Source organism: Leclercia sp. M-A074-M (assembly GCF_965195605.1).
In the GTDB taxonomy this organism is placed as follows: domain Bacteria; phylum Pseudomonadota; class Gammaproteobacteria; order Enterobacterales; family Enterobacteriaceae; genus Enterobacter.
Map to the genome: position 1 here is coordinate 95,098 of NZ_CBDAHM010000012.1, position 26,714 is coordinate 121,811.

Consider the following 26,714-nt stretch of genomic DNA (forward strand, 5'->3'; position numbering starts at 1 on the left):
GAAAGATTATGCGCCAAAGGCGCCGTCGATGGTGTGCATGGCGCCTGTCACGAATGACGCCTCCGGGCTCGCCAGCCAGGCGACCATGCCCGCCACTTCCTCAGGACGCCCGTGTCGTTTAATTGCCATAAAGCTGTGCATCAGCTCCTTCATGGGGCCATTCTCTGGATTCGCATCGGTATCGATGGGGCCGGGCTGTACGACGTTAACCGTGATCCCGCGTGGGCCAAAGTCACGCGCCAGGCCGCGCGCCAGTCCTTGCAGTGCCGATTTACTGACCGCATAAGAGGCCATCCCCGGAATGGGCATACGATCGCCATTCACGGAACCGATGACAATAATGCGTCCGCCGTCCGGCATTTGCCGGGCCGCCTCAACCGCGGCATGGTAAGGCGCGTGAATGTTGATCCGGAAGAGGCGATCGACGGCGTCGCTATCCTGCTCCAGCGCATCGTCAAAGAGCGCAATGCCTGAGTTGACGACCAGAACATCCAGCGGCCCGCTGTCACGCACGAGTTTAATTACCGCATCCCGGTCGGCGCTGTCGGTCTGTACCGCCACGCTTCCGGTTTCAGCGGCCAGCTGCGCGGCGGCGTCTGGCGATCCCGCATAGCTGAACACCACCGATGCGCCCTCGGAGGCAAAGCGCCTGACGATAGCCGCGCCAATGCCACGACTTCCGCCTAAAACCAGTACCGATCTCTTTTGCAGTGCAGCCATAAAGCGTTCCTTATGATATTGTAGTGGTCATTACAATATGCGTCGGCTACATGTGCCGTCAAGGAGTAATGTAGTGATCACTACAAAAAAGAGCCGTACCCCAGGACGACCTCGCCGGTTCGATCCTGAGCAGGCCATTGAAACTGCCCAACACCTCTTTCACTCGCAGGGTTATGACGCGGTGAGTGTGGCCGATCTGACAAAGGCGTTCGGCATTAATCCCCCCAGCTTCTATGCCGCTTTTGGCAGCAAGTTGGGGCTCTACACCCGGGTGCTGGAGCGGTATAGCCATACTGGCGCGATCCCCTTTACTGAACTCCTGCGTCACGACCGCCCGGTGGTGCAGTGCCTGATGGATGTTCTGCACGACGCGGCAAAACGCTATGTGAGCGATCCGGCGGCGGCCGGGTGCCTGGTGCTGGAAGGGATCCACTGCAACGATCGGCCTGCGCGCGAGGCGGCAAGCGAATTGCACGCTGCCGCGGAAGAGACTATCCGGGCCTATATTGCCCAATACTATCCGCACGAAGCCGTTCGGCTGACCGACTTTATCAGCACATTGATGGCGGGACTGTCGGCGAAAGCACGGGCAGGGGATAGTCTGGCGCGTCTGCAGGAGACCGTGCGCCTGGCGAGGCTGGCCCTGGCGCCGTTACTTCCGCGCTGAGGCCAGACCCGGTTCTTATGGCGTGGGGATCAGATGGTCTGTCCGCCCGACACCTCGATACGCTGGGCAGTCACCCACCGGTTGTCGTCACGCAGCAGGCTGGCGACCATCGGTCCGATATCATCGGGAACGCCGACACGCCCGAGCGCGGTCATGGCGGCAAACTGTGCGTTAACATCGGCGTTGTCGCGCACCAGGCCGCCGCCGAAATCGGTCTCAATGGCCCCTGGCGCGACGGTATTGACGGTGATACCGCGCCCGCCCAGCTCGCGGGCCATATACACGCCCAGCATCTCAACCGCCGCTTTTGCCGCGGCGTAGGCCGAGAATCCCGGGTAGGAAACCCGGGTCAAACCGGACGAAAAGTTAACGATCCGCCCGCCGTCGGCCAGCATCGGCAGCAGCGCCTGCACCAGGAAAAACACCCCTTTGACGTGAACGTCGAACAACCCGTCGAACTGCGCTTCGGTGGTATCGGCCAGGGTAGCAAACTCACCGTGACCGGCGTTGTTAATCAGATGATCGAAGGTGTCGCGCGCCCAGACTTCAGCAAGCTGCGTGCGCAATGTTTCAGCAAAGCGCGGGAAACTTGCCGTCTGCGCCATATCAAGCTGGAGGGCAATCGCTTTGCGTCCCAGCGCGCGGATCTCCGCGACAACCGCTTCAGCCTGCTCGGTGTTTCCTCTGTAAGCGACAATGACATCACCCCCCTGTTGTGCAATGGCGAGGGCGGTACGACGGCCGAGGCCACGGTTGGCGCCGGTGATAAGTGCGATTTTATTCATGACAGCTCCTGTCTGTTGAGTGGTATCACTACAGTAGGAGAAGCCCCTCTGTGGCCATTGCCCGATCCTTGTGAAGTTTTGCCCATTTCTCTTCCAGGGGGTGTTCTGTCGCCAGTTATCACATACTATCGTTAAAAAACTTGCCCGAAAGGATCCTATGCCTGCTGCACTGTTCGAGCTTTGCCGCCGCTATGCTGATACGCACGCTGACCGTAGCGGGGTTGCTGTTACGCCGGTTCCGGGGTTGACGATTGTCCGGGCTTTGCATCCCGGCGATTTGCAGGCGGCCATCAACAGACCGCTGATTGCGATGCTGTTGCAGGGACGCAAATGCGTCACAACCGGTACTGAACGTTTTGACTATGGCCCGGGCGAGGCGATGGTGATTGCTGCGGATGTGCCGACGATCAGCCAGATTACCCAGGCCAGCCTTCGCCATCCCTACTATTCCCTGGTGCTCGAGCTGGATACTGCCATCCTGCGTGAGCTTCAGACGCTGGCACCCGCAGGGCAGGGTGACGGGCCTTACGTCGGCATTGAACCAATGAATGCCGGGGTGGCGGATGCCGCTTACCGGCTGGCAAGACTGTTTGACGACCCGCCTGCGCTGGCGGTCCTGGGTGAGGGATTACGCAGAGAGCTGCATTACTGGCTACTTCGCAGCGTACACGGGGCGGCTATCCGTGCCCTTGGCGCAGCAGAGAGCTATTCCGCACGCATCAGCCGCGCGGTCGCGGTTTTGCGTAAGGATTTTACCCGCACGATAAGCGTTGAAGAGCTTGCCGGCGTGGCGGGAATGAGCGTTTCCGTGTTCCATCAACATTTCCGGGCTATCACCACCACCTCGCCGTTACAGTTTCAGAAACAGCTGCGCCTGATCCACGCCCGTCGGCTGATGCTGACAGAAGGAACTGCCATTGCCCAGGCGGCCTACAGGGTAGGCTATGCCAGCGTGTCGCAGTTCACCCGGGAATATGCCCGGATGTATGGCGTGCCGCCGGGGCGTGACAGGCGGCTGGCTAAAGCCAGCGCCTGAGGCCGGAAGACAAACGTTAAATGGCCGTTTTGAGCCAGGAGGCAATATCCTGCGTGGGCAGATTGTTCCGCGCATTCCAGGTTTCACTCATCGGCCACCACACTCCCTCTCCCCGGGCAAAGGCGACGCGATAGCGCAGCATCGGATCATCCGGCTGTAAACGCAGTTCTTCCTGTAAGGCGGGCAGCGTGAATACGCTTTTCGCGAAGGTCTGTTTTGTGACGCGTTCAACCGTTTCCGCCAGTTTGCCATAGGAGGTCGTTTCCCCCGCGACAAAGACCACCTCGTTGACGATACGCGGCTGCTGCAAATAGATCGCCGTGGTCAGCCGGCCAATATCCGCGGGTGAGGTCACGGTGACCTGGGTGTCCCATCCTCCGAGAGCATGAAGGGTTCTGTTGGCTAAATTCACCACATCAAACGCCGGTTCGAAGAGAAAGCTGGTAAACATACCGGTTGACACAATCACCCACTCCGTCGCGCGCTGTTCCCGCAACAGGGTTCTGACCTCATACTGCTCGTCCCAGACGGGTTGGCCGCTTCCTTTGCCGACCACATCGTAATTAACGCCAAACTGCCAGGGGAAGTAGCGTCTCACGCCCGCCTCCAGCACCGCGCGGGTAATTTTTATCTGGGTGCCTGCACCGGCGATAAAACCCATGCAGTTGATCACCGTATCAAAGCCAGCAAAGTGGGGTTTTAACGATTCAATCGTACTGGCTGCAACGTCAACGGCCATAAATGTTGCGCCTGAATCAGCCAGTCGCTGATGATCATCGGCCAGCAGGTTGCCCTGTTGATCCAGTGACCCGGGCGAGACGATAACCGAGACGCTGCCGTTTCGCCGTGTGACTGCCGGGATCAGAAAATCCAGTACGGCGGTGCCCAGTTGTCCCGCTCCCAGCACCAATACTTTTTCGCCCTGATTAACATTGCGCTCTGTCATTTTTATTCCTCATCTTTGTCAGCAGCTTGTTTGCTGCTATTAAGGCCATTTTATGGCAGGGTGGTTTATGCGATAAGAGGCTGAGGACGGGTTAGACTGTTCGTGAAAATGGCATAATCAGTCGGTCTGGAGGGCAATATGGATAAGCTGGAAGCAATGCAGGTCTATGTCGGCGTGGTGGATACCCATAGCTTCGCCAGGACAGCCGAAGCGATGGGATTGCCGCGTTCAACGGTATCCCGCGTGATTAAGGATCTGGAAGCCTGGCTCGGGATCAAGCTTCTGCAGCGAACCACCCGCACACTCAGCGTGACCGCCGATGGCCGACGGTACTATGAGGAGTGCAAACGCGTGCTGGCTGATATTGCCGCCATAGAATCCTCTTTTCCTGGCCGGGCGGCGCAGCCCAAAGGGCGTTTCAAGGTGGGGATGCCGCAGTCGCTGGCCCGGCACTGCATTCTCCCGAGGCTAGCGGAGTTTCTGCAGCTGTATCCTGAGCTGGAGTTGATCCTGTGTTCCAGCGATAACGTCGAAGATATCATTCAGGAAGGGTATGACTGCGTGATTCGTACCGGCAGAATCGACGATTCAACCACGCTGGTGGCCCGACCTCTCGCGAACTTTAAGTGGGTGGTTCTGGCCTCTCCGGCATACCTTGCCGCCCATGGTAAGCCGGAAAATATTGATGATCTGGAAAGGCATTACGCCGTTGGCTATCTCAACCATCGCACCGGACGCACCACCGACTGGTTTTTTACCCTTGAGGAGGGCGATTGCGCGATCCGGATGAAGGAGACGCTGGTTGTCGATGATACCGACGCCTATATTCAGGCCGGTATACAGGGGCTTGGGGTAATCCGTGTCGCCAGCTATCTGGTTGCGCCTTACCTGCAAAACGGCGCGCTCATCGCCTGCATGGATAACCTCTCTTTTGATTTGCCGCTTTCGCTGGTCTATCCGCAAAACAGGTATTTACCGCCTTCGGTGCGCGCATTTTATGACTGGAGCCGCGCGGTGCTGCAACAACCTGTGAGGGGGGCTTAAACGCGCAGAATGGCTCTTTTTAACTGCTCCACCAGCCAGTTCAGCGCCGGATCCTGCGCCCGGCGCTTGTGGCGCAACAGACACAACGTAAACGAGGGATAATTCACGGGCGTGGCGCTGGTGCGTAAAGCAAAATGCTGCTGCCATCGTCGGGCCAGTCCGTCGGGAACCGTGGCGAAAACGGGCATCGTGGTTAACAGCAGAGGAAAGGTGGAAAAATTGGCCGTCACGTAACGCACGCGCCGCTGCAACCCCTGGCTGGCAAGCTGCCGGTCAATTTCACTGTGGCTTGATTCGCGATACGACACCATAACATGCTCATAAGCGATAAAGTGGTTTACCGACAAGGGCCCTTCACAGGGGATCTGCTCAGCTGACCAGAGCGTCGAAACGCCCATTGTCATGACGGGCTCGCTCACGATCTCTCCCGTGCTCTGCTTGTTCAGCGAAACGGCAATATCAATGGCATCCTCCTCCAGTAATCGACGTACCTGAAAGGGATCGGCGGGGAGACTATGCAGCGCCACGCCAGGTGCCTGATGGGCGATGGCGGGCAGGAGATCCGGCATCAGCCAGTGCTCGCTCCAGTCGCTTATGCCCAGGCGAAAGGTCCGTTTTGCCGTGGCGGGAGAGAAGTCCTGAGCGCCAAAAATGACGGTATGCAGGTTTTCCATCAGCGGTTGCATATGAACCATCAAGGCTTCGGCGCGCGGTGTCGGCAGCATCCCCCGGGCCGCGCGAACGAACAGCGGGTCATCAAACATCTCCCGTAGTCTTTTCAACGCCCCGCTGATGGCCGGTTGCCCAAGATGCAGCACCTCTGCGGTACGGGTGACGCTCGCTTCCCGGTATAACACCAGAAACACCGTCAGGAGATTCAAATCTATCCGGTTAAAATCATTTTCAATGATTTTCTTCATCATGTTAATCAATTTGAATGTTATTTATCCCAGCAGCATAGTGAATCTCAACCTGGTAAATCAACTATGCCGAGAACAGGCGGAGGGCGTTATGCAATCTTACCGGATAGGCGACACGGTTATTTTTAAGATCATGGAGCGAGAAATTAAAATACCAACAGCGGAGTTATATCCTGATTATCTCCGGCCCGCAGACGCAGAATGGGCCCGTCAGAGCGTACCGCTGTCGATCCACAGTTGGGTCATACGTACTCCCGACGATATTATTGTGATTGATACCGGCACCGGTAATGGTCGCGAACGCGGTGGTAATCCGTTTTACCATCAATTGCACACAGGCTACCTGGAGAATTTTCTGGCCTCGGGCATTAAGCCGGAAGAGGTGACCCTGGTATTACTGACTCACCTGCACACTGACCATGTTGGCTGGAACACTCTCTGGCGGGATAACCGCTGGGTGCCGATGTTTCCCAACGCGCGTTATATCTGCTCTGAGAAAGAGCTTATTCGGGTACAAAACAGTGACCGCTACCGGAATTTATGGCTCGACAGCCTGTTGCCGGTGATTGACGCGGGCCTGCTGGAAACCGTTGATGTGGCCGCGCAGCCGGTATTTAGCGGCAGAATTTCTTATACCCCCATGCCCGGGCACAGCCCCGATCATGCGGCGTTGATCCTCTCCGCGGGCGGCGAATATGCCTTCTTTGCCGGGGATATTGCACATTCACCGTGGCAGTTTAGCCACCCGGAATGGAATTCGGTGTTTTGCAGCGACCATCACGAGGCGGAAAAGTCACGGCGTCGGGCGATGGCATGGTGTGCGGAACATAACGCCCTGTGGTGTAGCGCCCATTTCGCTGGCTCCTCCTGCGGCTGGCTGAGTGTTGATGAACATGGGCACTATCGCTGGACTGAGGCGAATGACACGCCAACCTTTTTCGGAAGTACGCAACAATGAACAACGCTTCTGTGATTCTGGTTTTTGGCGCGACGGGCCAGCAGGGCGGCTCGGTCGCGAATGCGCTGCTTAACAACGGCTGACTGGGCGTATAACCGGTAGGGCTTTTCCCGGCGTCACAACGGTGACGCCGGGCGGGGTGGCTAGCGGGAGGATAACAGCGGCGCGTAATCCATGTTCTCCAGATCCTCGAGCAGGCCGGGGCCGGTGGGATGCCAGCCCAACTGCTGACGTGTCCAGGCGGAGGATGCGCGCAGGTTTATGGCGGCGAAAATAGCGAACCAGCCAAAATGCGCTTCAGCCTCTGAGGAGGGGAGCGAGATGTACGGCAGATCGAGCTTGTGGGCAATGATTTCGGCGATCTGCCGGAGGGGTACCCCTTCTTCGGCAACGGCGTGGTAGCGTTTACCGCTTTCGCCACGCTCCAGCACCTGTCGGTAGAGCGCGGCGACATCGCTGACGTGCGCCGCTGACCAGCGGTTATCGCCCTCACCGATGCAGGCTACAACGCCTTTCTCAATCGCATGCTGAATATACCAGGTGATGAGGCCCTGGCGCCGGGTATCATGCACCTGTGGCAGACGCACAACCTGCACATTAACACCTTCAGCAAGCAGCGCATTGCCTTCAGTTTCTGTTGCCACCCGGGGATGGCTGTTCCCGGCGTTAAAGTGCTTTTCCTGCGCTAATGCCGTGGCGGTGTCATCGCCCATGCCGGTTCCTGACGTAATAATCAACGGGCGATCGCTGCCTTTCAGCGCCTGGCCCATGGCATGGATAGCCCGCCGATCCTTTTCACAGTTCTCGACGAAACGGTGAAAATCATGATCAAAAGCCGTATGGATCACCGCTTCCGCATGCTGTGCGCCCGCCGCTAACGTATCGGGGTCATCCAGGGTTCCGCGATGAACCTCCGCCCCCGTATTCCTGAGCGCCTGCGCGCTGCTCTCCGAGCGGGCGAGCGCGGTAACCTGATGTCCGGCCGCCAGCAGTTCAGTGAGGATCCGGGAGCCAATAAAGCCACTTGCGCCGGTAAGAAAAACTCGCATAACACACCTCCAGAGTAGGGTTCCGGAACAGAGTAGCGCTATAGTCAGACGAGAAAAGTAGAGACATTATCAGGGTATAAACCTTAACAGGATGACGACGATGCACACTGCTATGCAGTCACTGGGCGATTTTCTGCGGGCGCGACGTTTACGCCTCGATCCGGCCACCTTTGGCTTTAGCCCGGGCAGGCGACGCACGCCCGGCTTGCGCCGTGAAGAGGTAGCTCAGCTCGCCAGTATCAGCCCGGTCTGGTACACCTGGCTTGAACAGGGACGCGGCGGTGCGCCGTCGCGGGAGGTACTTAACCGTATCGCCAGCGGGCTACGCCTGACCTCACCGGAACGCAAGCACCTGTTTATGCTGGCATTCGGCCATCCGCCCGGCACCCGTTTCACCGTTTCTGCCGAAATCGCGCCACGATTACAGCGGGTTCTGGATGCATTGAGCATCCCTGTCATCGTCAAAACCATTACCTGGGACGTCATTGCCTGGAATCGCGCCGCCGCATGCGTTTTAACCGATTATGCGCGTCTGCCCGCAACAGAGCGTAACGTTCTGCGCCGCCTGTTCACCGATCCGGCAGTACGCCGGGCGCAGGATGACTGGCAGGCGGTGGCGCGGTTGGTGGTTTACGCGTTTCGTGCTGACGTGGCGCGCGCGGGAACATCGCCGGAAACCACCAGCCTGATTGCCGAACTTTCCCGTCAGAGCCCGGAATTTGCTGCCTGGTGGCAGAGTAACGATGTCGCCAGTCACGGTGAGGGGGTGAAGCGTATCTATCATCCCCAGGCCGGCGCGATAGAGCTTGAATTCTCAACCTTTGCGGTGGAGGGGCGGCCGGATCTGGCGATGCTGGTGTTTAACCCGGCGACAGAGGAGAGCCGCCTGAAAATTGATGCCCAGCTCAGACAATCCCCGCTCTGTGATTAACCGGTGTCGGCGAGCCCGACATGTTTAACCGCCGCGCGATGCTGCGCATATTTCCCCGGCGGCACACCGACATAGCGGGTAAACGCCACGCTGAATGCGCTGGCGGAGCCGTAACCCGTGCGCTCTGCCACTTCGGCGACCGTGACGCCGGTATCGCACAGCAGTTGCATGGCGAGGGTCATGCGCCAGGAGAGCAGGTATCCCATCGGCGTGACCCCGGTCATCTCCGTAAAGCGCTCAAACAGCATCGAGCGGGAGAGGGCGCAGCGACTGGCCAGCGCCTGCACCGTCCATTTTCTGGCAGGCTCCTGATGTATCAGCCGTATCGCCTGGGCGATACGGGGATCGGCCAGACCACGCACTAATCCGGGCGTGGCGAGGGATGTGCCAGAGCGGATAGCCTCGATAAAGAGCAGTTCCAGCATGCGCGCCAGCATGAACGCTTTTCCGGAGCGTTGCGCCTGGGCTTCATCCTTTAACAATCCGACCAGCAGCGAAAGACGCTTTTCATCACGCACAAACACAAGCCCGGGCAACAATGAAACCAGCAAACCCGCATCGGGTGATTCAGACATGCAGTGACCAACCAGCGCCAGCATTTCAGGGTCAGCATGGGGATCGCCGAGCCGGAAATGTCTCTCTGCCACTTCGATGGGGATAGTATCGACACCTGGCGAAGCAGGCGGGACGAGGCTCGTCAACGCAAAGTTGTAGGCTGCGGGTATTAAAACAAAGTCACCGGCATGCAGCGTGAGGGGCTCATCGCCTTCGCGCTCAAGGCGGCACGCCCCTTCAAGCACAGCGCAATAGAATGACAACCCCTCATCCGAACGGCGGACCCGCCAGGCGCCCGCGCCGGTCACCGTTTTTGTCAGCACCGCTTTGAGCTTTAACATGGCGATGGCTTCGGCTAACGGATCGCTCATTTCCGGACTCCTGCTAAAGAATGACGGACGTTTGAATATATATCGTCCAGTCAGGGCTGTCTATTATGTGCTCAGGTAAACCACACGCAGGAGTGATTATGAAAACGGTTATGATTACCGGCTGTTCATCAGGTTTTGGTCTGGAAACCGCACGGTATTTTCTTGAGCAGGGCTGGAAGGTGATTGCGACGATGCGCACACCGCAGGAGAATCTTCTTCCCGGGAGCGCGCGTTTACGTCTCCTGAGCCTCGATGTCACTTCGCAGCCGAGCATAGATCGGGCGATCGCTGACGCCGGCGACATCGATGTTCTGGTCAACAACGCCGGGGTGGGGATGTTAAACGCCCTGGAAGGTGTCTCCCCGGAGGCGGTCAGAGACATTTTTGAAACCAACACGCTTGGCACTCTCGCCATGACCCGGGCCGTACTCCCACAATTCAGACAACGTCGTTCAGGGGTGATCGTGAATGTCACGTCTGCGGTCACCCTTCAACCGCTGCCGCTGCTTGCGGTCTATACCGCCAGTAAGGCGGCGGTTAATGCGTTCACCGAATCTCTGGCAATTGAGCTTGCGCCGTTTAATATCCGCGTGGGCCTGGTGCTGCCCGGGCGTTCGCCTGCGACCCGTTTCGGCGAAAATGCGCAACGGATCATGGGATCGATTCCCGCAGAGTATGCCGCGTTGAGCGAGCGTGTCTTTCAGGGCATGCAGGATGCGCATGCGAGCGTAACCTTACCCGAGGATGTGGCAAAAGCCATCTGGCAGATGGCAACGGATCCGGATACGCCGATCCGTTTACCGGCCGGAGAGGATGCCCGGCAGATGGCGGCGCATCTCATGTAGAATCCGCCACAGTCAATCCTGCACGTTTAGCGGTTATCCGACATACTGAAGCGTAATGCAGGAGACAATCACTGGAAGGCGTGCCCTATGGCTGATTATACCTTTTCCACACTCTGGCGGGTGGAGGCCTCGCTCCAGGAGGTCTGGGCGATTTTATCGCATCCCGATGTGTGGCCCGAATGGTGGGGAAGCCTGGAGCAGGTTATCGAGCTAAAGAGAGGGGATGCCCGGGGAATTGGCGCCCTGCATCGCTATACCTGGAAGGGGGCGCTTCCGTATCGGTTAACCTTTGATATCCACGTGCTCACCATTCAGCCCCTCTCGCTGCTGGAAGGGGAAGCCAGCGGTGAGGTGGAAGGGCGCGGTGTGTGGTCTTTTTCTGAGCACGAGGGCAACACGCTCGTCAGGTATGACTGGGATATCCGCACCACTACCCGCTGGATGAACCTGCTCGCGCCGCTGGCCGCTCCCGTTTTTCGCTGGAATCATCACCGGGTAATGCGCGACGGCGCAAAAGGTTTAGCCCGTAAATTGGGCAGGCGGGTAGAGATGTCGGTCGGGTAAAGGGGCGTCAGGCGTTGGGCGACTTACTGGTGAAGCGGCGCGCCGGTTGGCATTAATTTACAAATTGCCCCTTGCCCGCAGAGGCGACGCTCACTATTCTCATTGCCCATGACTATCCTGACCGGTCCGACTCAACATAAAAACAGGCAACTGAGAGCCCTCGCGCTGCTTTTCGTTGCCTGTGTTGTCATGCTGATCTGTCTGACCCAGCGGGCCGCTATCCTGCACCACATGCAGGTCAAAGCCGCCACGCTCTCGTTGAGTACTGAACATAGCCCGCAGGAACTTTCCTCCCCTGGGTTGTCCCCCTGCGAGTTGAGCGCCCACTCGCTGCTCTCCGCCCAACCTCTTCATTTTGATAACCTTCTGCTGTTACCCGGTCTGCTGGTTCTCGTTTTAGCGGTGCTGATCAAAATCAGCGTCCTGCCGAGGCCGGTGATCCTGTTCCGTCCTCCGCTTCTTCGAATACATCTCAAAAACTGCGTTTTCCGTGAATGACTGACATGGCAGTGCCTGTTTAGTCAATTTTTCACGGAGAAAACTATGAAAACGCTTTTCAGGAGCCTGTGGTTCCTGTTGTTCAGCCTGTCCGCGGCCTGCGCTGCGGTACCGGGCTGGCCGATGACGCCTGACAATGCCCACGCTCAGGTGCAGGTCTGGCACGATGCGCCAGCAGAGGGAAAAGTTCGCCTGCTGCTGGATGTTACCCCTGATGAAGGGTGGAAAACCTACTGGCGAACCCCCGGCGACGGCGGCTTTCGGCCTGTAATAGAGTGGGCGTCCAGGGCCACTACCCAGTGGCACTGGCCGCGTCCCGTGCGCTTTACTTCCGCTGGCTTTAGCTCGGTCGGCTACGACCGTCGGGTGGTGTTTCCGCTGGAAATCACCACCGATGAGGTGCAGCGTTTGCGCGGGAAACTGACGCTTTCGCTGTGCAGTAACCTCTGCGTGGTTAACACGTTCCCGCTGGATATCAATCTTGCCGCCGGTCCGTCGGCGGACTTTGCCAGCGCCTGGGATGAGGCGATGCGGGCGGTTCCTGCGACACACGGCGCGATAGCGGTTAAATCCGTCGCCACGGACCGCGACACCCTGACGGTGAAACTGACCTCGCCGCAAGGCTGGTCCCGGCCCGAACTCTTCACCGATAACCCGACGGAGGCGACGCTTGCTCCGCTCCAGACAGCGGTTCAGGGCGACACCCTGACCGCACGGTTTAGCGTCAGCGACAGCCAGGGAGAGCCGCTGGCGGCCGACGGTTTACAGCAGATCGCACTGCTGGTCAGCGACGGTGCGCAGAGCCAGCAGCTTACGGTTGAGCTCAGCCCCGGTCCCTCCACCACGTTCTGGCAGATCCTGGCCGTGGCGCTGGTGGGTGGCCTGATCCTCAACCTGATGCCCTGCGTGCTGCCGGTGCTGGGGATCAAGCTCGCGTCGCTGATGACCCTGGCCGGGAGCACACGACGCCAGACACGGCTGCGTTTTCTGGCGACGGCGGGCGGGATCATCTTCTCGTTTCTGGTGCTGGCGGCGGTCGTTACCGGTCTTCGGCTGTCCGGGGCCTGGATTGGCTGGGGCTTTCAGTTCCAGAATCCGTGGTTTATTGGCGCGATGGTGCTGGTGACGTGGATTTTTTGTTTCAGCCTTGCGGGCCTGCTGGAAATCCGCCTGCCTTCCACGCTCACTACCCGGCTGGCTACCGCCGGTGGGAACGGCATCGGTGGGAGTTTCCTGGAAGGCGCGTTTGCAACCCTGCTCGCCACGCCCTGTACGGCGCCGTTCCTCGGCACGGCCGTCACCTTCGCCCTGGCGGCACCTGTCCATCAACTGTGGCTGGTCTTTTTGGTGCTGGGTATCGGGATGAGCCTTCCCTGGCTGGCGATCGCCATGGCCCCCGGCGTGGCGCGCTGGCTGCCGAAGCCCGGCCCCTGGATGGGGAAACTGCGTCTGGTGCTGGTGCTCCTGATGCTGGGCTCCTGCATCTGGCTGATGTCATTGCTGGTCAAAGAGTGGGGCGCACGCTATGTGTTGATTGGCGGCGGCCTGATGGTGGCGTTGTTCCTCTACCGCTGCGCAAAGGCCATGCCGCATCACAGAGAGAATCTGCGCAGCCTGGCGTTTGGCGTCCTGTTTGGCGCCGGGCTGTATGCGTTTCTGGCGCCGCAACCTCAGGGGAAGGATGATTCTCCCCTCAACTGGCAGCCGCTGAGTGAGGCCGCGCTCAGCGAGGCCCTGACTGCCAGAAAGCGCGTGCTGGTAGATATCACCGCTGACTGGTGTCTGAACTGCCGGGTTAATGAGGTTATGGTGCTTCATCGCCCTGAGGTAGTGGCGGCTTTAAACCGCGACGACATGGTCCTGTTGCAGGGCAACTGGAGCCAGCCCTCGGCGGAAATCGAGCAGTTCCTGAGGCGCTACGGCGCCAGCGGCATTCCGTTTAACGCCATTTTTGGTCCTTCACTTCCGCAGGGGCATGTTCTGCCCTCCCTGCTGAGCAAAGAGGCCTTACTGACCGCGCTGGCGAAGGCCGGGGCGGCTACACCATCTGATTTTACTGAGGAAAAATAATGAAGAAGATCCTGTCCCTGTTGATTCTGACGTTCAGCGCCGCCACGCAGGCGCAGCCCGCTGATTTACCCGAACCTGTTAAGCAAATCCAGAAGCAGGGCATCGAAATCATCAAGCCGTTCAGCGCGCCCGGCGGCGTAGAAGGGTGGCTGGGCAAATATCAGGACATGGGCGTCACGCTCTATCTCACGCCGGATAAAAAACATGTTGTTTCAGGCTATATGTATGATGCCCAGGGCAATAACCTGAGCGAGAAGATCATCAACGAGGAGATCTATATTCCCGCCGGGCGCGAAATGTGGAAACAGCTCACCGCCGCGCCGGGGATCAAAGAGGGCAGCGCGGACGCGAAATGTCAGGTAGTGGTATTCGCCGATCCTTTCTGCCCCTACTGCAATAAGTTCTGGCATCAGGCCCAGCCCTTTATCAAGGATAAAAGCATCAGCACCACAACCCTGCTGGTGGGCGTGATCCGCCCGGACAGCGCGCAGTATGCGGCGGCCATCCTCTCCGCGAAGGATCCGGCTAAAGTGTGGTATGAGATGGAGAGCAGCAACGGCAAAACCAAACCGGCGCTGACGAGTAATACGCCGCCTGCGGTGTTTAAGCAGATAGAGCATAACCAGCAGCTGATGACGCAGCTCGGCGCCAGCGGTACGCCTGCCATCTATTACCTGAATAAAGATCGCGCCCTGCAGCAGATCGTCGGCTTGCCGGATGCTAAGCAGATGGCCGATCTGGTGGCCTGTAAATAACCGTCTCTGGTTATTAACCTGAACCATAGTCTCAACCGTTGTGCCGGTAAGCACCTTGATTTGTTCGTAAAATCACTGATACTGTATATATATACAGTTAAACGGATTTGAGACTATGCTATTCACCTTCCCGCGCATTGCTGCGTTCGTTAAAGGGCGCAAATAATCATGTTTGCGCTTGTCGATGTGAACAGTTTCTATGCTTCGTGCGAGACGGTGTTTCGCCCGGATCTGAAAGGGCGCCCGGTGGTGGTGCTGTCGAATAACGATGGCTGCGTGATTGCCCGCAGCGCCGAGGCGAAAGGGCTGGTGACGATGGGGGCGCCTTATTTCAAACAGAAAGAGATCTTCCGCCGCCACGGGATTGTCGCCTTCAGCAGTAACTATGAACTGTATGCTGACATGAGCCATCGGGTGATGACCACCCTGGAAGAGCTCACGCCGCGGGTCGAGATCTACTCGATTGATGAGGCGTTTTGCGATCTTACCGGAGTCAGTAACTGCTACAATCTGGACGCCTTTGGCCGCGAAATCCGCCGAACGGTACTGCAACATACACACCTCACCGTCGGGGTAGGGATCGCGCCCACCAAAACCCTCGCCAAACTGGCAAACTTTGCGGCAAAAAAATGGCAGCGGCAGACCGGGGGCGTGGTCGATTTATCCGGCGTTGAGCGTCAGCGCAAGCTGATGGCGGCGCTGCCCGTCGAAGAGGTATGGGGCGTCGGGCGACGGTTGAGTAAAAAGCTCAGTGCGATGGGCATTCATACCGTGCTGGATCTGGCGAACACTCCCACCGACCTGATCCGCAAGCATTTCAGCGTGGTGCTGGAACGCACCGTCCGCGAGCTGCGCGGCGAGTCCTGCCTGGGGTTTGAAGAGTTTGCCCCGCACAAGCAGGAGATCATCTGCTCCCGCTCGTTCGGGGAGCGGATCTCAGACTATGAGGCGATGCGCCAGGCCATCTGTAGCTACGCCGCTCGCGCCTCCGAGAAGCTGCGGGCCGAGCACCAGTACTGCCGGTTTATTTCGGCTTTCGTGAAGACTTCGCCGTTTGCGCTGAACGAGCCTTACTACGGCAATAGCGCCTCCGTCAAACTGCTGACGCCAACCGAAGACAGCCGGGACATCATTAACGCGGCGACGCGCTGTCTGGATCTCATCTGGCGAGAGGGGCTACGCTATCAAAAAGCGGGCGTCATGCTGGGAGACTTTTTCAGCTCTGGCGTCGCGCAGCTTAATTTATTTGATGAAAATCCGCCGCGGCGCAATAGCGAAAAGCTGATGGCTCTCGTCGACAAATTAAATGAACAAGGGCGCGGAACAATCTGGTTTGCGGGGCAGGGAATAGAGCAGCAGTGGCAAATGAAAAGGGAGATGTTGTCTCCGCGATATACCACACGTTTTTCGGATTTACTGCGCGTTAAATAAATCGCTTTCACCAAAATAGTGCAAAGCCTGAAAGTAAATATTTGTCGAACAGGAAAGATATATCCCTGGACGATCAATAATTGCGCTATGGTGGTGGCTCAGCACACACCTGCCCGGAGGGGCTATTCCTAACATAAAATTTGAGTGCCCGGTTTGCACGAGCAAGCGGTTTCGTTTTACCTCTTTTAGCCCTACGCAAACCCAACCTCATGGTGCTGTCTGTTCCGTCTGTGGAACCCGACTCACCGCACACTCATGCGTGCCAATGCCAAAAAGAAGACGCTGGCCAAAACAGGTGGTTTAGGTGTTAAAGGGGGGCTAATGCTGGCCCTCCCGATAAATGATTTTGCCGCTACGTTGACGACGCTTTTATATTAACTGCCGTTTCGTTATTTCTGAAAAATAGCGGGCTTTATTTTTACGGCTCGCTTATTTTATTGATTAATTCTGGCCCCTGATTTTTTACGTTTCCCACCGCCCGGGTGACAGGATGCCAGTGGAAATCATCTGCGGGAACGGCGCCGCTCTGCGCTATCTCTTCAGCTTCTTTGCTGCTTACCGTCTCGCGGAGCCATTCACGTGCCGCCTGCGGCGTCAGCACCAGCGGCCGTCGGTCGTGAATATCCACCAGCCCTTTGTCCGCTGCCGCAGTCACAATCAGGAATCCTTCCGCTTCATCCCCGCGCTCGAACGGCGTACTGCCGATCGCGGCCATAAAAATGGGCTGTCCATCGGCACGGTAGATAAAGTAGGGCTGTTTTTTCTCCCCCTCTTTTTTCCACTCGAACCAGCCGTCGGCAAAGACAATCGCCCGGCCATGGTTCCATAGCGGTTTAAACATCCGGCTGGTGGCGGCGGTCTCCTGTCGGGCGTTAATCAGCGGGGCTTTATCCCACCAGCCAGGGGCGTAACCCCAGAATACCGGGTCGAGATGCAACAGATCGTCGCGTTCGCTGAGCAGCAGCACTTTGGTGCCGGGCGCAACGTTATAGCGCCCGATGGGTTCCGGGTCGTAGGGGATATCGCAGTCTGCTTCATCCGCCAGAAAAGCAAGATATTCTTCCCGGGTCTGCGCCTGGGCGAAACGTCCGCACATAGTTACCTCCGGTGGTTTTCTTAAGTATAGAGGGTGAATTTCCCGGAACCGTAACCTCTGCGGCGGACGGTTGTGCTAAGAGCGATTAACGCGTCACCACCACATCGGTAAAGGTGAAGCGATTTGGCTGCCCGGTAACCGAAAAACGAGTAGATGGAATAACACCAGAATCAGGCGTATTGACGGGAATATCTACCGGGATGATGCTGCGTCAAGCATCGGGCATCTCAGGCGGGTTTAAGACCCCTCCGGATGACAAAATCCATCGACTAACTGCTTCAGAAGGCAAATAAGCCCGGCCAAAATCAGCACAAAGGCCAGCGCGGTGAATAAAACAATCGTCATCCTCGACTCCATGTTCTCAGTTTTGTTTGGTAAAAATCTTAGATCGCATTTTTCATTTGTCATTATCTTCCGGGTATTTTTCTTATTGCTGGCAGATTCGATACCGGTCAGAAGCGGACATATCCAGGATGAGGCCCTATAATCCTCCACGCCTGAAAACGTTCTGCACTGAGGATCCCCGATGACGACCTTTCATCAACTTACGGCCACCAGCCTGCGCGGTCAGCCCATCTCTATGGCCGACTATGCGGGGAAGGTGGTGCTGGTGGTGAACACTGCCAGCCAGTGTGGCTTTACACCCCAGTACGCTGGTCTTGAAAAACTCTACAAAAAGTATGCCGACCAGGGGCTGGTGGTGCTGGGTTTCCCCTGCAATCAGTTCGGTAAGCAGGAGCCTGGCGGCGCGGACGACATTGCCCAGACCTGTCACGTCAATTACGGCGTCAGCTTCCCGATGTTCGGGAAAGTGGAGGTCAATGGCGCAACAGCGCATCCTCTGTTTCGTTATCTGAAAGAGGCGTTGCCCGGCGTACTGGGGGGACGAATCAAGTGGAATTTCACTAAGTTCCTTATCGGACGCGACGGCAAACCGCTCAAACGTTTTGCACCGATGACCACCCCGGAGAAAATGGAGGCTGCTATCGTCGCTGCACTTGAAAGCTGATTAATGCAGGCGAAGCAGAGAGATGAGAGGGGAAAAGCCGGGCGCGCTGCGCTTGCCCGGCCTGAAAACTTATCGCGCCGCCAGCTCCCGGCGGATAATCTCCGCCCCTGCGCTTAACGCATGGAGCTTGCCGTTAGCCACCTGACGGGACAGGGGAGCCATTCCGCAGTTGGTCGACGGGTAGAGCTTGTCGGCATCCACAAACTGCAACGCTTTGCGCAGCGTAGCGGCCACTTCCTCTGGCGTCTCAATGGTATGGGTTGCCACATCAATGGCGCCGACCATCACCTTTTTACCGCGGATTAGCTCCAGCAGATCCATCGGTACGCGCGAGTTGTGGCACTCCAGCGAGATGATATCGATATTCGAGGTCTGCAGTTTGGGGAACGCTTCTTCGTACTGGCGCCACTCTGAACCCAGCGTTTTCTTCCAGTCGGTGTTGGCTTTGATGCCATAGCCGTAGCAGATGTGGACGGCGGTTTCGCATTTCAGCCCTTCAATGGCGCGCTCCAGGGCGGCGATCCCCCAGTCATTCACCTCATCAAAAAAGACGTTAAAGGCGGGTTCGTCGAACTGGATAATATCGACCCCGGCCGCTTCCAGCTCTTTGGCCTCCTGGTTGAGAATTTTTGCAAACTCCCAGGCCAGTTTTTCCCGGCTTTTGTAGTGGTTGTCATAGAGCGTGTCGATCATGGTCATCGGACCCGGCAGCGCCCATTTGATTGGCTGGGTGGTGAGCTGGCGTAAATATTTCGCATCATCAACGAACACTGGCTTCTGACGGGCCACGGCGCCGACGACGGTCGGTACGCTCGCATCATAGCGGTTACGGATTTTAACCACCTCGCGTTTCTCAAAATCGACGCCGCTGAGGTGCTCGATAAAGGTAGTGACGAAGTGCTGGCGCGTTTGCTCACCGTCGCTGACGATGTCAATGCCAGCCCGCAGCTGATCGTCGAGGGACAAACGCAGCGCATCCTGTTTACCGGCGAGCAGTTCTTCGTTCTGCAATTTCCACGGCGACCAGAGGGTCTCCGGCTGTGCCAGCCAGGAGGGTTTCGGCAGGCTGCCGGCAGTGGAGGTGGGGAGCAATGTTTTCATAACAGGTGACCTTATCGTTTTAATGGAATCAACGCGCGTACTGAGCAGACCATTGCTCAAGAAGAGTTTTGTACGGTTTGATAAAGTGTTTCTCGGTAAATTTCCCCTGCTCAATGGCCAGCTGGCTACGCTCTTCGCGGTCGTAAACAATTTTGGTCAGGGAGTGATCCTCGTTAGTCAGGCTGGGCTGGTAACAGTGCCCGGCGACCGAATTCGCGTTGTAAATTTCCGGACGATAAATCTTCTGGAATGTCTCCATCGTACTGATGGTGCCGATAAGCTCCAGGAAGGTGTAGTCGCTCAGCAAATCGCCGGTGAAGAAAAACGCCAGCGGCGCGGCGCTGTGTGGCGGCATAAAGTAGCGCACCTGCAGACCCATCTTTTTGAAGTACGCTTCCGTTAACGAAGAGCCCTGTTGCTGGTACTCAATGCCTAAAACAGGATGGGCATTACCGATGCGGTGATAGACATTTTTATTGGAGACGCTGAGGCAGATAACCGGCGGCTTGCTGAAATTGGCCTTATATTCATCGGAATTAACGAAGTGCTTAAAGATATTGCCGTGCAGTTCGCCAAAATTAGCCGGAATGGTGAAGGTCGTCTGCTGTTTATTATGATCCGGCAGAAGAACGCTGAAATCGTAATCCCGGACATAAGAGGAGAAGTTATTCCCGACGATCCCTTCAATGCGCTCGTTGGTTTTTTTATCAATGATGTTGGTTTTTAAGATTTCAATCGCCGGGAAGGTGGCGTGATTGTCTTCTCCCGCGATATTCATCTCTACGGAGATGATGTCCAGCTCTACGGAATAACGATCGCCGTTCGGGTTGTCCCAGTGCGCTAAGGCGTTGAAACGATTGTCAATCATCACTAACGTATTGCGCAGGTTCTGCTGACGGCTTTCCCCGCGGGCGAGGTTGGCAAAGTTAGTGGTGATCCGCGTGTTTTCGGATGGGTTGTAATTTTCATCGAAACGACTGTGGGTAATCGTGAAGGTGAAAGCGTTATTCATGGTGATGTTTCCCGGCTCTGACATAAAGACTGAAATCCCCTCGCGGTTACAGAAGTCAGTCTGTATGTTGCTAATACGTTAATATGGCTTAAGTTATGCCAGAGCCGGGGAGGGAGTGAAAGCGACTAAATTTCATTGCAACATGAGTCATCTTCATGATGGTGAAAAAATTTCACTCTGCACTCTCCGCATGCCGTTCCAGATCCAGCGCACTGGCGCTGGCGGGGTCGAAAAGTGAAAGGCTTTCAATTTGATCCAGCATGATGACCTTGCGAAACGCCATGGCGCTTTTAGGCTGTGAATCGAGCGTAATATCGTGGTCGGCATACCATTTACTGTAGTTATGCTCAATGCGCAGGCTCAGCGTCTCGCCGTCGCGGTAGCCGCTCAGCATCGGGATCAGCACGATGTTAGCGGTCTTTTCATATTCCAGGGTTGCGGTATGGATCATCCCGATATAAATCCGCCGCGATTTCAGCGTCACCAGCGCCAGTTCGCCTTCTTCCATGCACTGATAAAGCAACTGCTCAATCCCGCTGGCTTGTGACAGGCGCTTGTAAAGCTGCTTGCGGCCTTCGCCGTCCAGCCTGGCGCTGCCCGCCCAGTTCGAGCGATAGAGACAAAACAGGATGGCAAAAGCCAGCATCACCACTACCGGCGCCTGGATGCCCAGAAAGCTCCAGTTCATAAAATCCACTTGCCAGTTGGCGTTGTTCTGCGCGGTTAAGTGGAAGGTATTGGCAGTGTAAGAGAGCCCGAGCAGCAACAGCCAAAGCAGGCCGGTGGCGATCACGCCCTGCAATACGAAGATACAGCCGTACAGCGCGACCAGAAAATAGACATCCCAGCCAAAGGAGCGCTTAATTTTAAACCGGGTGGAGAGGTCGCGACTCGTGTACCAGTATCCGCTCACCATCAGTACCATAAAGATCGCTGTTCCCATATCAGGCCCTCTTCAGCGCGTTAACATGGCGCAGGAAGTCCTGTCGCACCTCTTTACTTTTATAGTTGACCGAGGCGTTACCATCCTGATCGATAATGATGCGGTCCCCGTCCTCCACGGCCTCAATAATCTCCTGCTGACTCATCACCTGTAGCAGCGACTCAGGGCTGGAGAAAATTGAGGTAAACAGGCGTCTCATAGCGTGGGCTCCTTATAGACAAAAAGCCTAAGCATGGTAGGGGATTGCAAATATTGCCTTAAGGTTATGCTGAAAAGCGTCAGGTTACGCTCAGCCTTTTCCCCCTCCACGCTCCCGGAATCATGTTAATCGTTAAAGTGTCATTGACGTGGCCGAAGCTGTACAACCTGGATGTAGAACTGAGCGGTCAGTAGGGCAGTTTATGATGCGCGGGAAGCGCTGTTTTCAAGCGGAGTTCCATGATTAATGGAAGATTCTTAAGTCTTATTAATTAATCGCTTACTGAAAATAGTTTTTTGTAAGCTTTGAACGCCAGATAATTTTTAATGCCTTTTAAGGCGTTGATATTTTTAAAATTAACTTAGGTTGCTATGTAAAATCGCAAAAACTTGTACATACGCCATGTACAACTATGGCGGTTTGGTATATTTTAACATCACTTTAACTCCTAACCTAAATGTCAATCCGGAGCATCTATGCGAGGTAACAGTTCGCGCCAAAGTTCAGCTGAGGCAATCACCGCCTATTTTAATAAAGCCAGTCTGCGTAGCCAGCAGGAGACGCTGGGGCTCATTGTCGGTGAGATTCTGAATGAGGGACGTAACCTGAGCCGACTGGCTATCTGTACCAGGTTATTACGCCGGGTAGAAGAGACAGAAGATGAAGCAGAAATTGCCCACTATAATGAGCTGATCGCACTGTTTTTTGAACGATAGAGAGTGTTAGCGCTTCTGTGTCTTAAAGCAGTCGATATAGGCGATTGCGCAAAGTGGAAAAGCACCTTACGCAAAATAGTATATTGATAGCGATGAGAGGTAGCCCGGCTACGTTCAGTCGTGTGAGAACAGTTATGCATAGAACGAAATCTGAAAAGCTGAGGGACGATCTTATTGGCGAAGCTGTGTTGTTAATTTTAAAAGACAACGGTCCGATAAATTTTAAGACGCTGGCAGTAAAACTGAAAATTATGGCCAGCACAGAGCGTGATGTTGAACGACGAAATGCACTGTCGGCGGCAGCATTAGAGGTTGAGCAAAAGGTTAAATCCAGTCGTGGCGTACAGACAGAATCCAGAAGTCATTGTTATGTCAACAGAATGCACCATCTTATGGTGAATGATACTCAGCATAAATACGATAAAAAACATTAATCTTTGGGTGGATAATATGCAACCTAATATTTCTCAGCACACACCGCATTTCAATGCCCTTCAGGATCAGGCGCTGGCATCCTACTTCCGTTCAGCCGGCGGTGCCTTGTCCGTGGAGTCTGCCATCTTAGGTTCAGCGATAAGATGTATTATTCTCAGTGGTGATAATCTCACTAATAAGCAAATTATTCTTCAGCTAATTTACGCGCTTGAACAAACAGCGGATCAGGAAGCTGCCGACGTCATACGCAATACGCTCGAAATTGTTGTGGGTTTCACGCAGGATGATATTTAAGCATCACTTACGCCGGTGGCACCCGCATAATAAAAGTCTGGTAAAATAGCCGACGCAAACTGCCCTTAACCAGGGCAGCAGCCTCTTCTGAAGTATCCTCACACCTGCCCCACCCTGACTTCCCCGTCCCATTGCGTCACCTCTCTGAACATTCCCGTTTACAGCTCCGTGTAAAATAAAATAGTATACCCCCCTACAGTATCCAGGAGCCCTCCGATGCCACATTCACCTGAAGACAAAAAACGTGTCCTGACGCGCGTGCGCCGCATTCGCGGACAGGTCGATGCCCTGGAGCGGGCGCTTGAGTCCGGCGAACCTTGCCTTGCTATCCTGCAGCAAATCGCCGCGGTGCGCGGCGCCGCAAACGGGCTGATGGGCGAGATGGTTGAAATTCACCTCAAAGATGAGCTGGTGACGGGCGATACCACCGCCGATCAGCGGGCTGTAAGAATGGCGGAAGTCGGCCATTTGCTGCGCTCTTATCTAAAATAAACACCTGACATCACTAAAAGGAAAGCAAGATGAAATCACGTGCTGCTGTTGCATTTGGCCCAGGCCAGCCGTTGAAAATCGTTGAAATTGATGTGGCGCCACCAAAGAAGGGTGAAGTGCTGGTCAAAATCACCCACACCGGCGTGTGCCACACCGACGCGTTTACCCTGTCGGGTGACGATCCGGAAGGCGTTTTCCCGGCGGTGCTCGGTCATGAGGGCGGTGGCGTGGTGGTGGAAGTCGGCGAGGGCGTCACCAGCCTGCAACCGGGCGATCATGTCATCCCGCTGTACACCGCTGAGTGTCGCGAGTGTAAGTTCTGTAAATCCGGCAAAACCAACCTCTGCCAGGCGGTGCGCGCCACCCAGGGTAAAGGGCTGATGCCGGACGGCACCACCCGTTTCTCATACAACGGTGAGCCGATCTATCACTACATGGGCACCAGCACCTTCAGCGAATACACCGTCTGCGCTGAAATCTCGCTGGCAAAAGTGAACCCGCAGGCGCCGCTGGATAAGGTCTGTCTGCTGGGATGCGGCGTCACCACCGGTATTGGTGCCGTCCACAACACCGCCAAAGTGAAAGAGGGCGATACCGTGGCGGTATTCGGTCTGGGCGGCATCGGTCTGGCAGTGATCCAGGGGGCGGTACAGGCGAAAGCCGGACGCATTCTGGCGGTGGACACCAACCCGGAAAAATTCAAACTGGCGGGTGAAATGGGCGCGACCGACTTCATCAACCCGAACGACTACGACAAGCCCGTTCAGGACGTCATTGTTGAACTCACCGACGGCGGCGTCGACTTCAGCTTTGAGTGCATTGGTAACGTCAACGTCATGCGTGCCGCGCTGGAGTGCTGCCATAAGGGCTGGGGCGAAAGCGTGATTATCGGCGTGGCCGGTGCGGGTCAGGAGATCAAAACCCGTCCGTTCCAGCTGGTGACTGGCCGCGTATGGCGTGGCTCCGCGTTTGGCGGCGTAAAAGGGCGCACCCAACTGCCGGGTATGGTAGAGGACGCGATGGCGGGCAAAATTCAGCTCGATCCGTTCATTACCCACCGCCTGCCGCTGGATCAGATCAACGAGGCTTTCGATCTGATGCACGAAGGGAAATCCATCCGTACCGTTATCCATTTCGGCGATAACTGATAAACCTTCTCTCTCCCGCTGCGCCTTTATGGGCAGCGGGACGACATCTCTTTAAACATCATTGCGAAAGTGTGACCAGTGTTGCGATTTTAGCCGTAATCAAATTCTCTGTCGTGCCGATGACTACTTTACAGGCGTGTTTCCACGCATCTTACCTATGAGAGAGTCTACGGCTATGGACAAAACAACAACAGTTCGGGCGCAACATAAGCTGGGCTTCCTGCATCACATCAGGCTGCTTCCGCTTTTCTCCTCGATTTTGGGTGGCATTATTTTGCTGTTTGCCCTGAGCGCGGGGTTGGCAGGTTATTTTTTACTCCAGGCAGATAAAGATCAGCAGGATGTAACGGCTGAGATCCAGGTCCGTACCGGGTTATCAAACAGTTCAAACCATCTGCGCACGGCGCGTATCAACATGATCCATGCGGGCGCTGCCAGCCGTATCGCCGAAATGGATGAGATGAAAAAGAACATCGCGGAAGCAGAGCAGCGCCTTAAACAGTCCCAGGCCGGTTTTGCCGCCTACATGAGCCGTGGCGTTCGCACCCCGGCGGACGAAGCGCTGGATGGCGACCTGAAGACCAACTACCAGGCCTACATTGATGGCATGCAGCCGATGCTGAAATATGCCAAAAACGGCATGTTTGAAGCCATCATCAACCACGAAAACGAGACGGCGCGTCCGCTGGATGATGCTTATAACGAGGTGCTGCTGAAGGCGATCAAGATCCGTACCGAACGCGCGAATATGCTCACCGAACAGGCGCACACCCGCACCCAACTGGGGCTGATGTTTATGATCGGCGCCTTTGGTCTGGCCCTGGTGCTGACGGTGATCACCTTTATCGTTCTGCGTCGCACGGTGATTAACCCGCTGCAACGTGCGGCAACCCGCATTGAACATATTGCGAAAGGCGATCTGACGCTGCCAGAAGAGCAGACCGGGCGCAGTGAAATTGGCCGTCTGACCCACGATCTGCAAACCATGCAGCGCTCGCTGGTGAATACCGTGGGCACCGTGCGTCAGGGCGCGGAAGAGATCTACCGCGGCACCAGCGAAATCTCTGCCGGTAACACCGATCTCTCATCACGTACCGAACAGCAGGCCGCCGCTATCGAGCAGACCGCTGCCAGCATGGAACAGCTGACCGCCACCGTGAAGCAGAACGCTGATAATGCGCACCACGCCAGCAAGCTGGCGGAAGATGCCTCCGGTAAAGCCAGCCGCGGCGGCCAGATGGTCTCCGGGGTGGTGAAAACCATGGGCAACATCTCCAGCAGCTCGAAGAAAATCTCCGAAATCACCGCGGTGATCAACAGCATCGCCTTCCAGACCAACATCCTGGCGCTGAACGCCGCGGTGGAAGCCGCCCGTGCCGGTGAGCAGGGGCGCGGGTTTGCGGTGGTCGCCAGCGAAGTCCGCACCCTGGCCAGCCGCAGCGCCAACGCTGCGAAAGAGATTGAAGGGCTGATCAGCGAGTCGGTTTCGCTCATCGATCAGGGCTCCGGGGAAGTGGTTGCCGCAGGTAACACCATGAGCGAAATTGTGGAAGCGGTTAAACGCGTCACCGATATCATGCTGGAGATTGCCGCCGCTTCCGACGAGCAGAGCCGGGGCATTGTGCAGGTCAGCCAGGCGATCTCGGAGATGGATAAAGTGACCCAGCAGAACGCCTCGCTGGTGGAAGAAGCCTCCGCCGCGGCGGCCTCGCTGGAAGATCAGGCTGCCCGTCTGACCGAAGCGGTAGGCGCCTTCCGCTTGCAGGGTATGGGCCAGGCCCGCAGCAGCAGTAAAGCGGCGCCTGTCGCGCCAGCCGCACCGCTGCGCCCGGCCGTTGCCGATGGTGATAACTGGGAAACCTTCTGATCCCCAGCCGCATCCTGCCGGGTGGCGCTGCGCTTACCCGGCCTACAAAACCGTAGGCCCGTGCAAGCGAAGCGCCGCCGGGCAAAAAAGGGTTCATGTTTCGACATGAACCCTTTTTTTATTCCCCGCTATGATGGATGTAAGGGCTAAAGAGGAACAGGACGATGAAACGATTTACGCAGGTGGTTTGCACAGCGTGGTTACTGGCCGGGTGTGCCTCCGGCGGCAGCGTGGGGGTGGGCGGCATCGGGATCGGC

The 26,714-nt window shown here is 56.5% G+C and carries 29 protein-coding genes and 1 pseudogene; 19 read left to right on the forward strand and 11 right to left on the reverse strand.

Features of this window, described 5'->3' with window-relative positions; translation table 11 throughout:
• Positions 1-6 precede the first annotated feature (6 nt).
• Entirely contained in the window at positions 7-720 is a 714-nt protein-coding gene (gene bdcA, locus ACOKCT_RS20510) for an SDR family oxidoreductase (RefSeq protein WP_159339381.1), read from the reverse strand.
• A gap of 76 nt (positions 721-796) precedes the next feature.
• Between bdcA and ACOKCT_RS20515 the strand changes: the two genes are divergently transcribed.
• Positions 797-1,387 carry a TetR/AcrR family transcriptional regulator gene (locus ACOKCT_RS20515; RefSeq protein WP_420193843.1) on the forward strand — a complete coding sequence of 197 codons (591 nt, stop codon included), beginning with the start codon at positions 797-799 and terminating at the stop codon, positions 1,385-1,387.
• A gap of 29 nt (positions 1,388-1,416) precedes the next feature.
• Here ACOKCT_RS20515 and ACOKCT_RS20520 read toward each other — a convergent pair whose 3' ends face one another.
• Positions 1,417-2,172 (reverse strand): SDR family NAD(P)-dependent oxidoreductase, encoded by a 756-nt coding sequence (locus ACOKCT_RS20520; RefSeq protein WP_103179765.1) that lies wholly within the window; start codon positions 2,170-2,172, stop codon positions 1,417-1,419.
• A 157-nt stretch (positions 2,173-2,329) separates the two neighbouring features.
• Between ACOKCT_RS20520 and ACOKCT_RS20525 the strand changes: the two genes are divergently transcribed.
• A complete protein-coding gene (locus ACOKCT_RS20525) occupies positions 2,330-3,208 on the forward strand; it encodes an AraC family transcriptional regulator (protein ID WP_420193838.1) in 879 nt (292 codons plus the stop codon).
• Between the two features lie 16 nt (positions 3,209-3,224).
• On the opposite strand, the gene ACOKCT_RS20530 is transcribed toward ACOKCT_RS20525, so the two are convergent.
• Positions 3,225-4,154 (reverse strand): aromatic alcohol reductase, encoded by a 930-nt coding sequence (locus ACOKCT_RS20530; RefSeq protein ID WP_159339380.1) that lies wholly within the window; start codon positions 4,152-4,154, stop codon positions 3,225-3,227.
• A gap of 138 nt (positions 4,155-4,292) precedes the next feature.
• Between ACOKCT_RS20530 and ACOKCT_RS20535 the strand changes: the two genes are divergently transcribed.
• Positions 4,293-5,198 (forward strand): LysR family transcriptional regulator, encoded by a 906-nt coding sequence (locus ACOKCT_RS20535; protein ID WP_156654590.1) that lies wholly within the window; start codon positions 4,293-4,295, stop codon positions 5,196-5,198.
• On the opposite strand, the gene ACOKCT_RS20540 is transcribed toward ACOKCT_RS20535, so the two are convergent.
• A complete protein-coding gene (locus tag ACOKCT_RS20540; RefSeq protein ID WP_420193844.1) occupies positions 5,195-6,118 on the reverse strand; it encodes a LysR substrate-binding domain-containing protein in 924 nt (307 codons plus the stop codon). The genes ACOKCT_RS20535 and ACOKCT_RS20540 overlap by 4 nt on opposite strands.
• 91 nt (positions 6,119-6,209) lie before the next feature.
• On the opposite strand from ACOKCT_RS20540, the gene ACOKCT_RS20545 reads away from it, so the two are divergent.
• Positions 6,210-7,076 (forward strand): MBL fold metallo-hydrolase, encoded by an 867-nt coding sequence (locus ACOKCT_RS20545; RefSeq protein ID WP_214422599.1) that lies wholly within the window; start codon positions 6,210-6,212, stop codon positions 7,074-7,076.
• A pseudogene (locus tag ACOKCT_RS20550) lies at positions 7,073-7,156 on the forward strand (NmrA family NAD(P)-binding protein); the annotation flags it as partial. The gene ACOKCT_RS20545 and the pseudogene ACOKCT_RS20550, both read left to right, overlap by 4 nt.
• A 63-nt stretch (positions 7,157-7,219) precedes the next feature.
• Here ACOKCT_RS20550 and ACOKCT_RS20555 read toward each other — a convergent pair.
• A complete protein-coding gene (locus ACOKCT_RS20555; protein WP_214422034.1) occupies positions 7,220-8,125 on the reverse strand; it encodes an SDR family oxidoreductase in 906 nt (301 codons plus the stop codon).
• A gap of 100 nt (positions 8,126-8,225) precedes the next feature.
• On the opposite strand from ACOKCT_RS20555, the gene ACOKCT_RS20560 reads away from it, so the two are divergent.
• The gene (locus tag ACOKCT_RS20560; RefSeq protein ID WP_420193839.1) at positions 8,226-9,056 is read left to right on the forward strand and encodes a helix-turn-helix transcriptional regulator; all 831 of its coding nucleotides are present in this window, start codon (positions 8,226-8,228) and stop codon (positions 9,054-9,056) included.
• On the opposite strand, the gene ACOKCT_RS20565 is transcribed toward ACOKCT_RS20560, so the two are convergent.
• Complete coding sequence (locus ACOKCT_RS20565) at positions 9,053-9,982, reverse strand: AraC family transcriptional regulator (protein ID WP_103179759.1); 930 nt, start codon at positions 9,980-9,982, stop codon at positions 9,053-9,055. The genes ACOKCT_RS20560 and ACOKCT_RS20565 overlap by 4 nt on opposite strands.
• A gap of 98 nt (positions 9,983-10,080) precedes the next feature.
• Here ACOKCT_RS20565 and ACOKCT_RS20570 point away from each other — a divergent pair, with 98 nt between their 5' ends.
• The 6 genes from ACOKCT_RS20570 (at position 10,081) to ACOKCT_RS20595 (ending at position 16,145) form a co-directional block, all read left to right on the forward strand.
• Entirely contained in the window at positions 10,081-10,827 is a 747-nt protein-coding gene (locus ACOKCT_RS20570; RefSeq protein ID WP_156654587.1) for an SDR family oxidoreductase, read from the forward strand.
• 87 nt (positions 10,828-10,914) lie between these two features.
• Positions 10,915-11,391 (forward strand): SRPBCC family protein, encoded by a 477-nt coding sequence (locus tag ACOKCT_RS20575; protein ID WP_156654586.1) that lies wholly within the window; start codon positions 10,915-10,917, stop codon positions 11,389-11,391.
• A 108-nt stretch (positions 11,392-11,499) separates the two neighbouring features.
• The gene (locus ACOKCT_RS20580) at positions 11,500-11,889 is read left to right on the forward strand and encodes a copper-binding protein (protein ID WP_197431802.1); all 390 of its coding nucleotides are present in this window, start codon (positions 11,500-11,502) and stop codon (positions 11,887-11,889) included.
• Between the two features lie 45 nt (positions 11,890-11,934).
• The gene (locus ACOKCT_RS20585) at positions 11,935-13,959 is read left to right on the forward strand and encodes a protein-disulfide reductase DsbD family protein (RefSeq protein ID WP_420193840.1); all 2,025 of its coding nucleotides are present in this window, start codon (positions 11,935-11,937) and stop codon (positions 13,957-13,959) included.
• Positions 13,959-14,714, forward strand: a complete 756-nt coding sequence (gene dsbG, locus ACOKCT_RS20590; RefSeq protein WP_159339374.1) for a thiol:disulfide interchange protein DsbG — start codon at positions 13,959-13,961, stop codon at positions 14,712-14,714. Before ACOKCT_RS20585 ends, dsbG begins: the two co-directional genes overlap by 1 nt.
• A 168-nt stretch (positions 14,715-14,882) precedes the next feature.
• Complete coding sequence (locus ACOKCT_RS20595; RefSeq protein WP_103179754.1) at positions 14,883-16,145, forward strand: Y-family DNA polymerase; 1,263 nt, start codon at positions 14,883-14,885, stop codon at positions 16,143-16,145.
• Between the two features lie 418 nt (positions 16,146-16,563).
• Here the strand turns inward: ACOKCT_RS20595 and ACOKCT_RS20600 are convergent, their stop codons facing one another.
• Complete coding sequence (locus tag ACOKCT_RS20600; protein ID WP_103179753.1) at positions 16,564-17,241, reverse strand: SOS response-associated peptidase; 678 nt, start codon at positions 17,239-17,241, stop codon at positions 16,564-16,566.
• Positions 17,242-17,767: 526 nt separating this feature from the next.
• Between ACOKCT_RS20600 and ACOKCT_RS20605 the strand changes: the two genes are divergently transcribed.
• Positions 17,768-18,250 carry a glutathione peroxidase gene (locus ACOKCT_RS20605; protein WP_103179752.1) on the forward strand — a complete coding sequence of 161 codons (483 nt, stop codon included), beginning with the start codon at positions 17,768-17,770 and terminating at the stop codon, positions 18,248-18,250.
• Between the two features lie 69 nt (positions 18,251-18,319).
• Here the strand turns inward: ACOKCT_RS20605 and ACOKCT_RS20610 are convergent, their stop codons facing one another.
• The 4 genes from ACOKCT_RS20610 to ACOKCT_RS20625 all read right to left on the reverse strand — a co-directional run bounded on the left by ACOKCT_RS20610 (position 18,320) and on the right by ACOKCT_RS20625 (position 21,505).
• A complete protein-coding gene (locus ACOKCT_RS20610; RefSeq protein WP_103179751.1) occupies positions 18,320-19,351 on the reverse strand; it encodes a methionine synthase in 1,032 nt (343 codons plus the stop codon).
• A gap of 28 nt (positions 19,352-19,379) precedes the next feature.
• Positions 19,380-20,363, reverse strand: a complete 984-nt coding sequence (locus ACOKCT_RS20615) for a DUF1852 domain-containing protein (protein ID WP_103181086.1) — start codon at positions 20,361-20,363, stop codon at positions 19,380-19,382.
• A 172-nt stretch (positions 20,364-20,535) separates the two neighbouring features.
• Entirely contained in the window at positions 20,536-21,306 is a 771-nt protein-coding gene (locus ACOKCT_RS20620) for a hypothetical protein (protein ID WP_420193841.1), read from the reverse strand.
• A gap of 1 nt (position 21,307) precedes the next feature.
• Positions 21,308-21,505 (reverse strand): hypothetical protein, encoded by a 198-nt coding sequence (locus ACOKCT_RS20625; RefSeq protein WP_103179749.1) that lies wholly within the window; start codon positions 21,503-21,505, stop codon positions 21,308-21,310.
• Positions 21,506-21,981: 476 nt separating this feature from the next.
• Between ACOKCT_RS20625 and ycgZ the strand changes: the two genes are divergently transcribed.
• The 6 genes from ycgZ to ACOKCT_RS20655 all read left to right on the forward strand — a co-directional run bounded on the left by ycgZ (position 21,982) and on the right by ACOKCT_RS20655 (position 26,457).
• Positions 21,982-22,221 (forward strand): regulatory protein YcgZ, encoded by a 240-nt coding sequence (gene ycgZ, locus ACOKCT_RS20630; protein ID WP_103179748.1) that lies wholly within the window; start codon positions 21,982-21,984, stop codon positions 22,219-22,221.
• A gap of 134 nt (positions 22,222-22,355) precedes the next feature.
• Positions 22,356-22,655: a hypothetical protein gene (locus ACOKCT_RS20635; protein ID WP_420193842.1), complete on the forward strand. Its 300-nt coding sequence runs from the start codon at positions 22,356-22,358 to the stop codon at positions 22,653-22,655.
• A 16-nt stretch (positions 22,656-22,671) separates the two neighbouring features.
• Positions 22,672-22,950: a biofilm development regulator YmgB/AriR family protein gene (locus ACOKCT_RS20640; protein WP_156654579.1), complete on the forward strand. Its 279-nt coding sequence runs from the start codon at positions 22,672-22,674 to the stop codon at positions 22,948-22,950.
• 216 nt (positions 22,951-23,166) lie between these two features.
• On the forward strand, positions 23,167-23,442 hold the full coding sequence (locus ACOKCT_RS20645; protein ID WP_103179747.1) for a metal/formaldehyde-sensitive transcriptional repressor: 276 nt from the start codon (positions 23,167-23,169) through the stop codon (positions 23,440-23,442).
• A 29-nt stretch (positions 23,443-23,471) separates the two neighbouring features.
• Positions 23,472-24,590, forward strand: coding sequence for an S-(hydroxymethyl)glutathione dehydrogenase/class III alcohol dehydrogenase (locus ACOKCT_RS20650; protein WP_103179746.1), 1,119 nt, complete (start codon positions 23,472-23,474; stop codon positions 24,588-24,590).
• A 175-nt stretch (positions 24,591-24,765) separates the two neighbouring features.
• Complete coding sequence (locus ACOKCT_RS20655) at positions 24,766-26,457, forward strand: methyl-accepting chemotaxis protein (RefSeq protein ID WP_336997979.1); 1,692 nt, start codon at positions 24,766-24,768, stop codon at positions 26,455-26,457.
• Positions 26,458-26,714 lie beyond the last annotated feature (257 nt).

Coding starts and splice junctions, on each gene's coding strand:
- bdcA (WP_159339381.1), bottom strand. CDS start 720: ATGGCTGCACTGCAAAAGAGATCGGTACTGGTTTTAGGCGGAAGTCGT.
- ACOKCT_RS20520 (WP_103179765.1), bottom strand. CDS start 2,172: ATGAATAAAATCGCACTTATCACCGGCGCCAACCGTGGCCTCGGCCGT.
- ACOKCT_RS20525 (WP_420193838.1), top strand. CDS start 2,330: ATGCCTGCTGCACTGTTCGAGCTTTGCCGCCGCTATGCTGATACGCAC.
- ACOKCT_RS20530 (WP_159339380.1), bottom strand. CDS start 4,154: ATGACAGAGCGCAATGTTAATCAGGGCGAAAAAGTATTGGTGCTGGGA.
- ACOKCT_RS20535 (WP_156654590.1), top strand. CDS start 4,293: ATGGATAAGCTGGAAGCAATGCAGGTCTATGTCGGCGTGGTGGATACC.
- ACOKCT_RS20540 (WP_420193844.1), bottom strand. CDS start 6,118: ATGAAGAAAATCATTGAAAATGATTTTAACCGGATAGATTTGAATCTC.
- ACOKCT_RS20545 (WP_214422599.1), top strand. CDS start 6,210: ATGCAATCTTACCGGATAGGCGACACGGTTATTTTTAAGATCATGGAG.
- ACOKCT_RS20555 (WP_214422034.1), bottom strand. CDS start 8,125: ATGCGAGTTTTTCTTACCGGCGCAAGTGGCTTTATTGGCTCCCGGATC.
- ACOKCT_RS20560 (WP_420193839.1), top strand. CDS start 8,226: ATGCACACTGCTATGCAGTCACTGGGCGATTTTCTGCGGGCGCGACGT.
- ACOKCT_RS20565 (WP_103179759.1), bottom strand. CDS start 9,982: ATGAGCGATCCGTTAGCCGAAGCCATCGCCATGTTAAAGCTCAAAGCG.
- ACOKCT_RS20570 (WP_156654587.1), top strand. CDS start 10,081: ATGAAAACGGTTATGATTACCGGCTGTTCATCAGGTTTTGGTCTGGAA.
- ACOKCT_RS20575 (WP_156654586.1), top strand. CDS start 10,915: ATGGCTGATTATACCTTTTCCACACTCTGGCGGGTGGAGGCCTCGCTC.
- ACOKCT_RS20580 (WP_197431802.1), top strand. CDS start 11,500: ATGACTATCCTGACCGGTCCGACTCAACATAAAAACAGGCAACTGAGA.
- ACOKCT_RS20585 (WP_420193840.1), top strand. CDS start 11,935: ATGAAAACGCTTTTCAGGAGCCTGTGGTTCCTGTTGTTCAGCCTGTCC.
- dsbG (WP_159339374.1), top strand. CDS start 13,959: ATGAAGAAGATCCTGTCCCTGTTGATTCTGACGTTCAGCGCCGCCACG.
- ACOKCT_RS20595 (WP_103179754.1), top strand. CDS start 14,883: ATGTTTGCGCTTGTCGATGTGAACAGTTTCTATGCTTCGTGCGAGACG.
- ACOKCT_RS20600 (WP_103179753.1), bottom strand. CDS start 17,241: ATGTGCGGACGTTTCGCCCAGGCGCAGACCCGGGAAGAATATCTTGCT.
- ACOKCT_RS20605 (WP_103179752.1), top strand. CDS start 17,768: ATGACGACCTTTCATCAACTTACGGCCACCAGCCTGCGCGGTCAGCCC.
- ACOKCT_RS20610 (WP_103179751.1), bottom strand. CDS start 19,351: ATGAAAACATTGCTCCCCACCTCCACTGCCGGCAGCCTGCCGAAACCC.
- ACOKCT_RS20615 (WP_103181086.1), bottom strand. CDS start 20,363: ATGAATAACGCTTTCACCTTCACGATTACCCACAGTCGTTTCGATGAA.
- ACOKCT_RS20620 (WP_420193841.1), bottom strand. CDS start 21,306: ATGGGAACAGCGATCTTTATGGTACTGATGGTGAGCGGATACTGGTAC.
- ACOKCT_RS20625 (WP_103179749.1), bottom strand. CDS start 21,505: ATGAGACGCCTGTTTACCTCAATTTTCTCCAGCCCTGAGTCGCTGCTA.
- ycgZ (WP_103179748.1), top strand. CDS start 21,982: ATGCGAGGTAACAGTTCGCGCCAAAGTTCAGCTGAGGCAATCACCGCC.
- ACOKCT_RS20635 (WP_420193842.1), top strand. CDS start 22,356: ATGCATAGAACGAAATCTGAAAAGCTGAGGGACGATCTTATTGGCGAA.
- ACOKCT_RS20640 (WP_156654579.1), top strand. CDS start 22,672: ATGCAACCTAATATTTCTCAGCACACACCGCATTTCAATGCCCTTCAG.
- ACOKCT_RS20645 (WP_103179747.1), top strand. CDS start 23,167: ATGCCACATTCACCTGAAGACAAAAAACGTGTCCTGACGCGCGTGCGC.
- ACOKCT_RS20650 (WP_103179746.1), top strand. CDS start 23,472: ATGAAATCACGTGCTGCTGTTGCATTTGGCCCAGGCCAGCCGTTGAAA.
- ACOKCT_RS20655 (WP_336997979.1), top strand. CDS start 24,766: ATGGACAAAACAACAACAGTTCGGGCGCAACATAAGCTGGGCTTCCTG.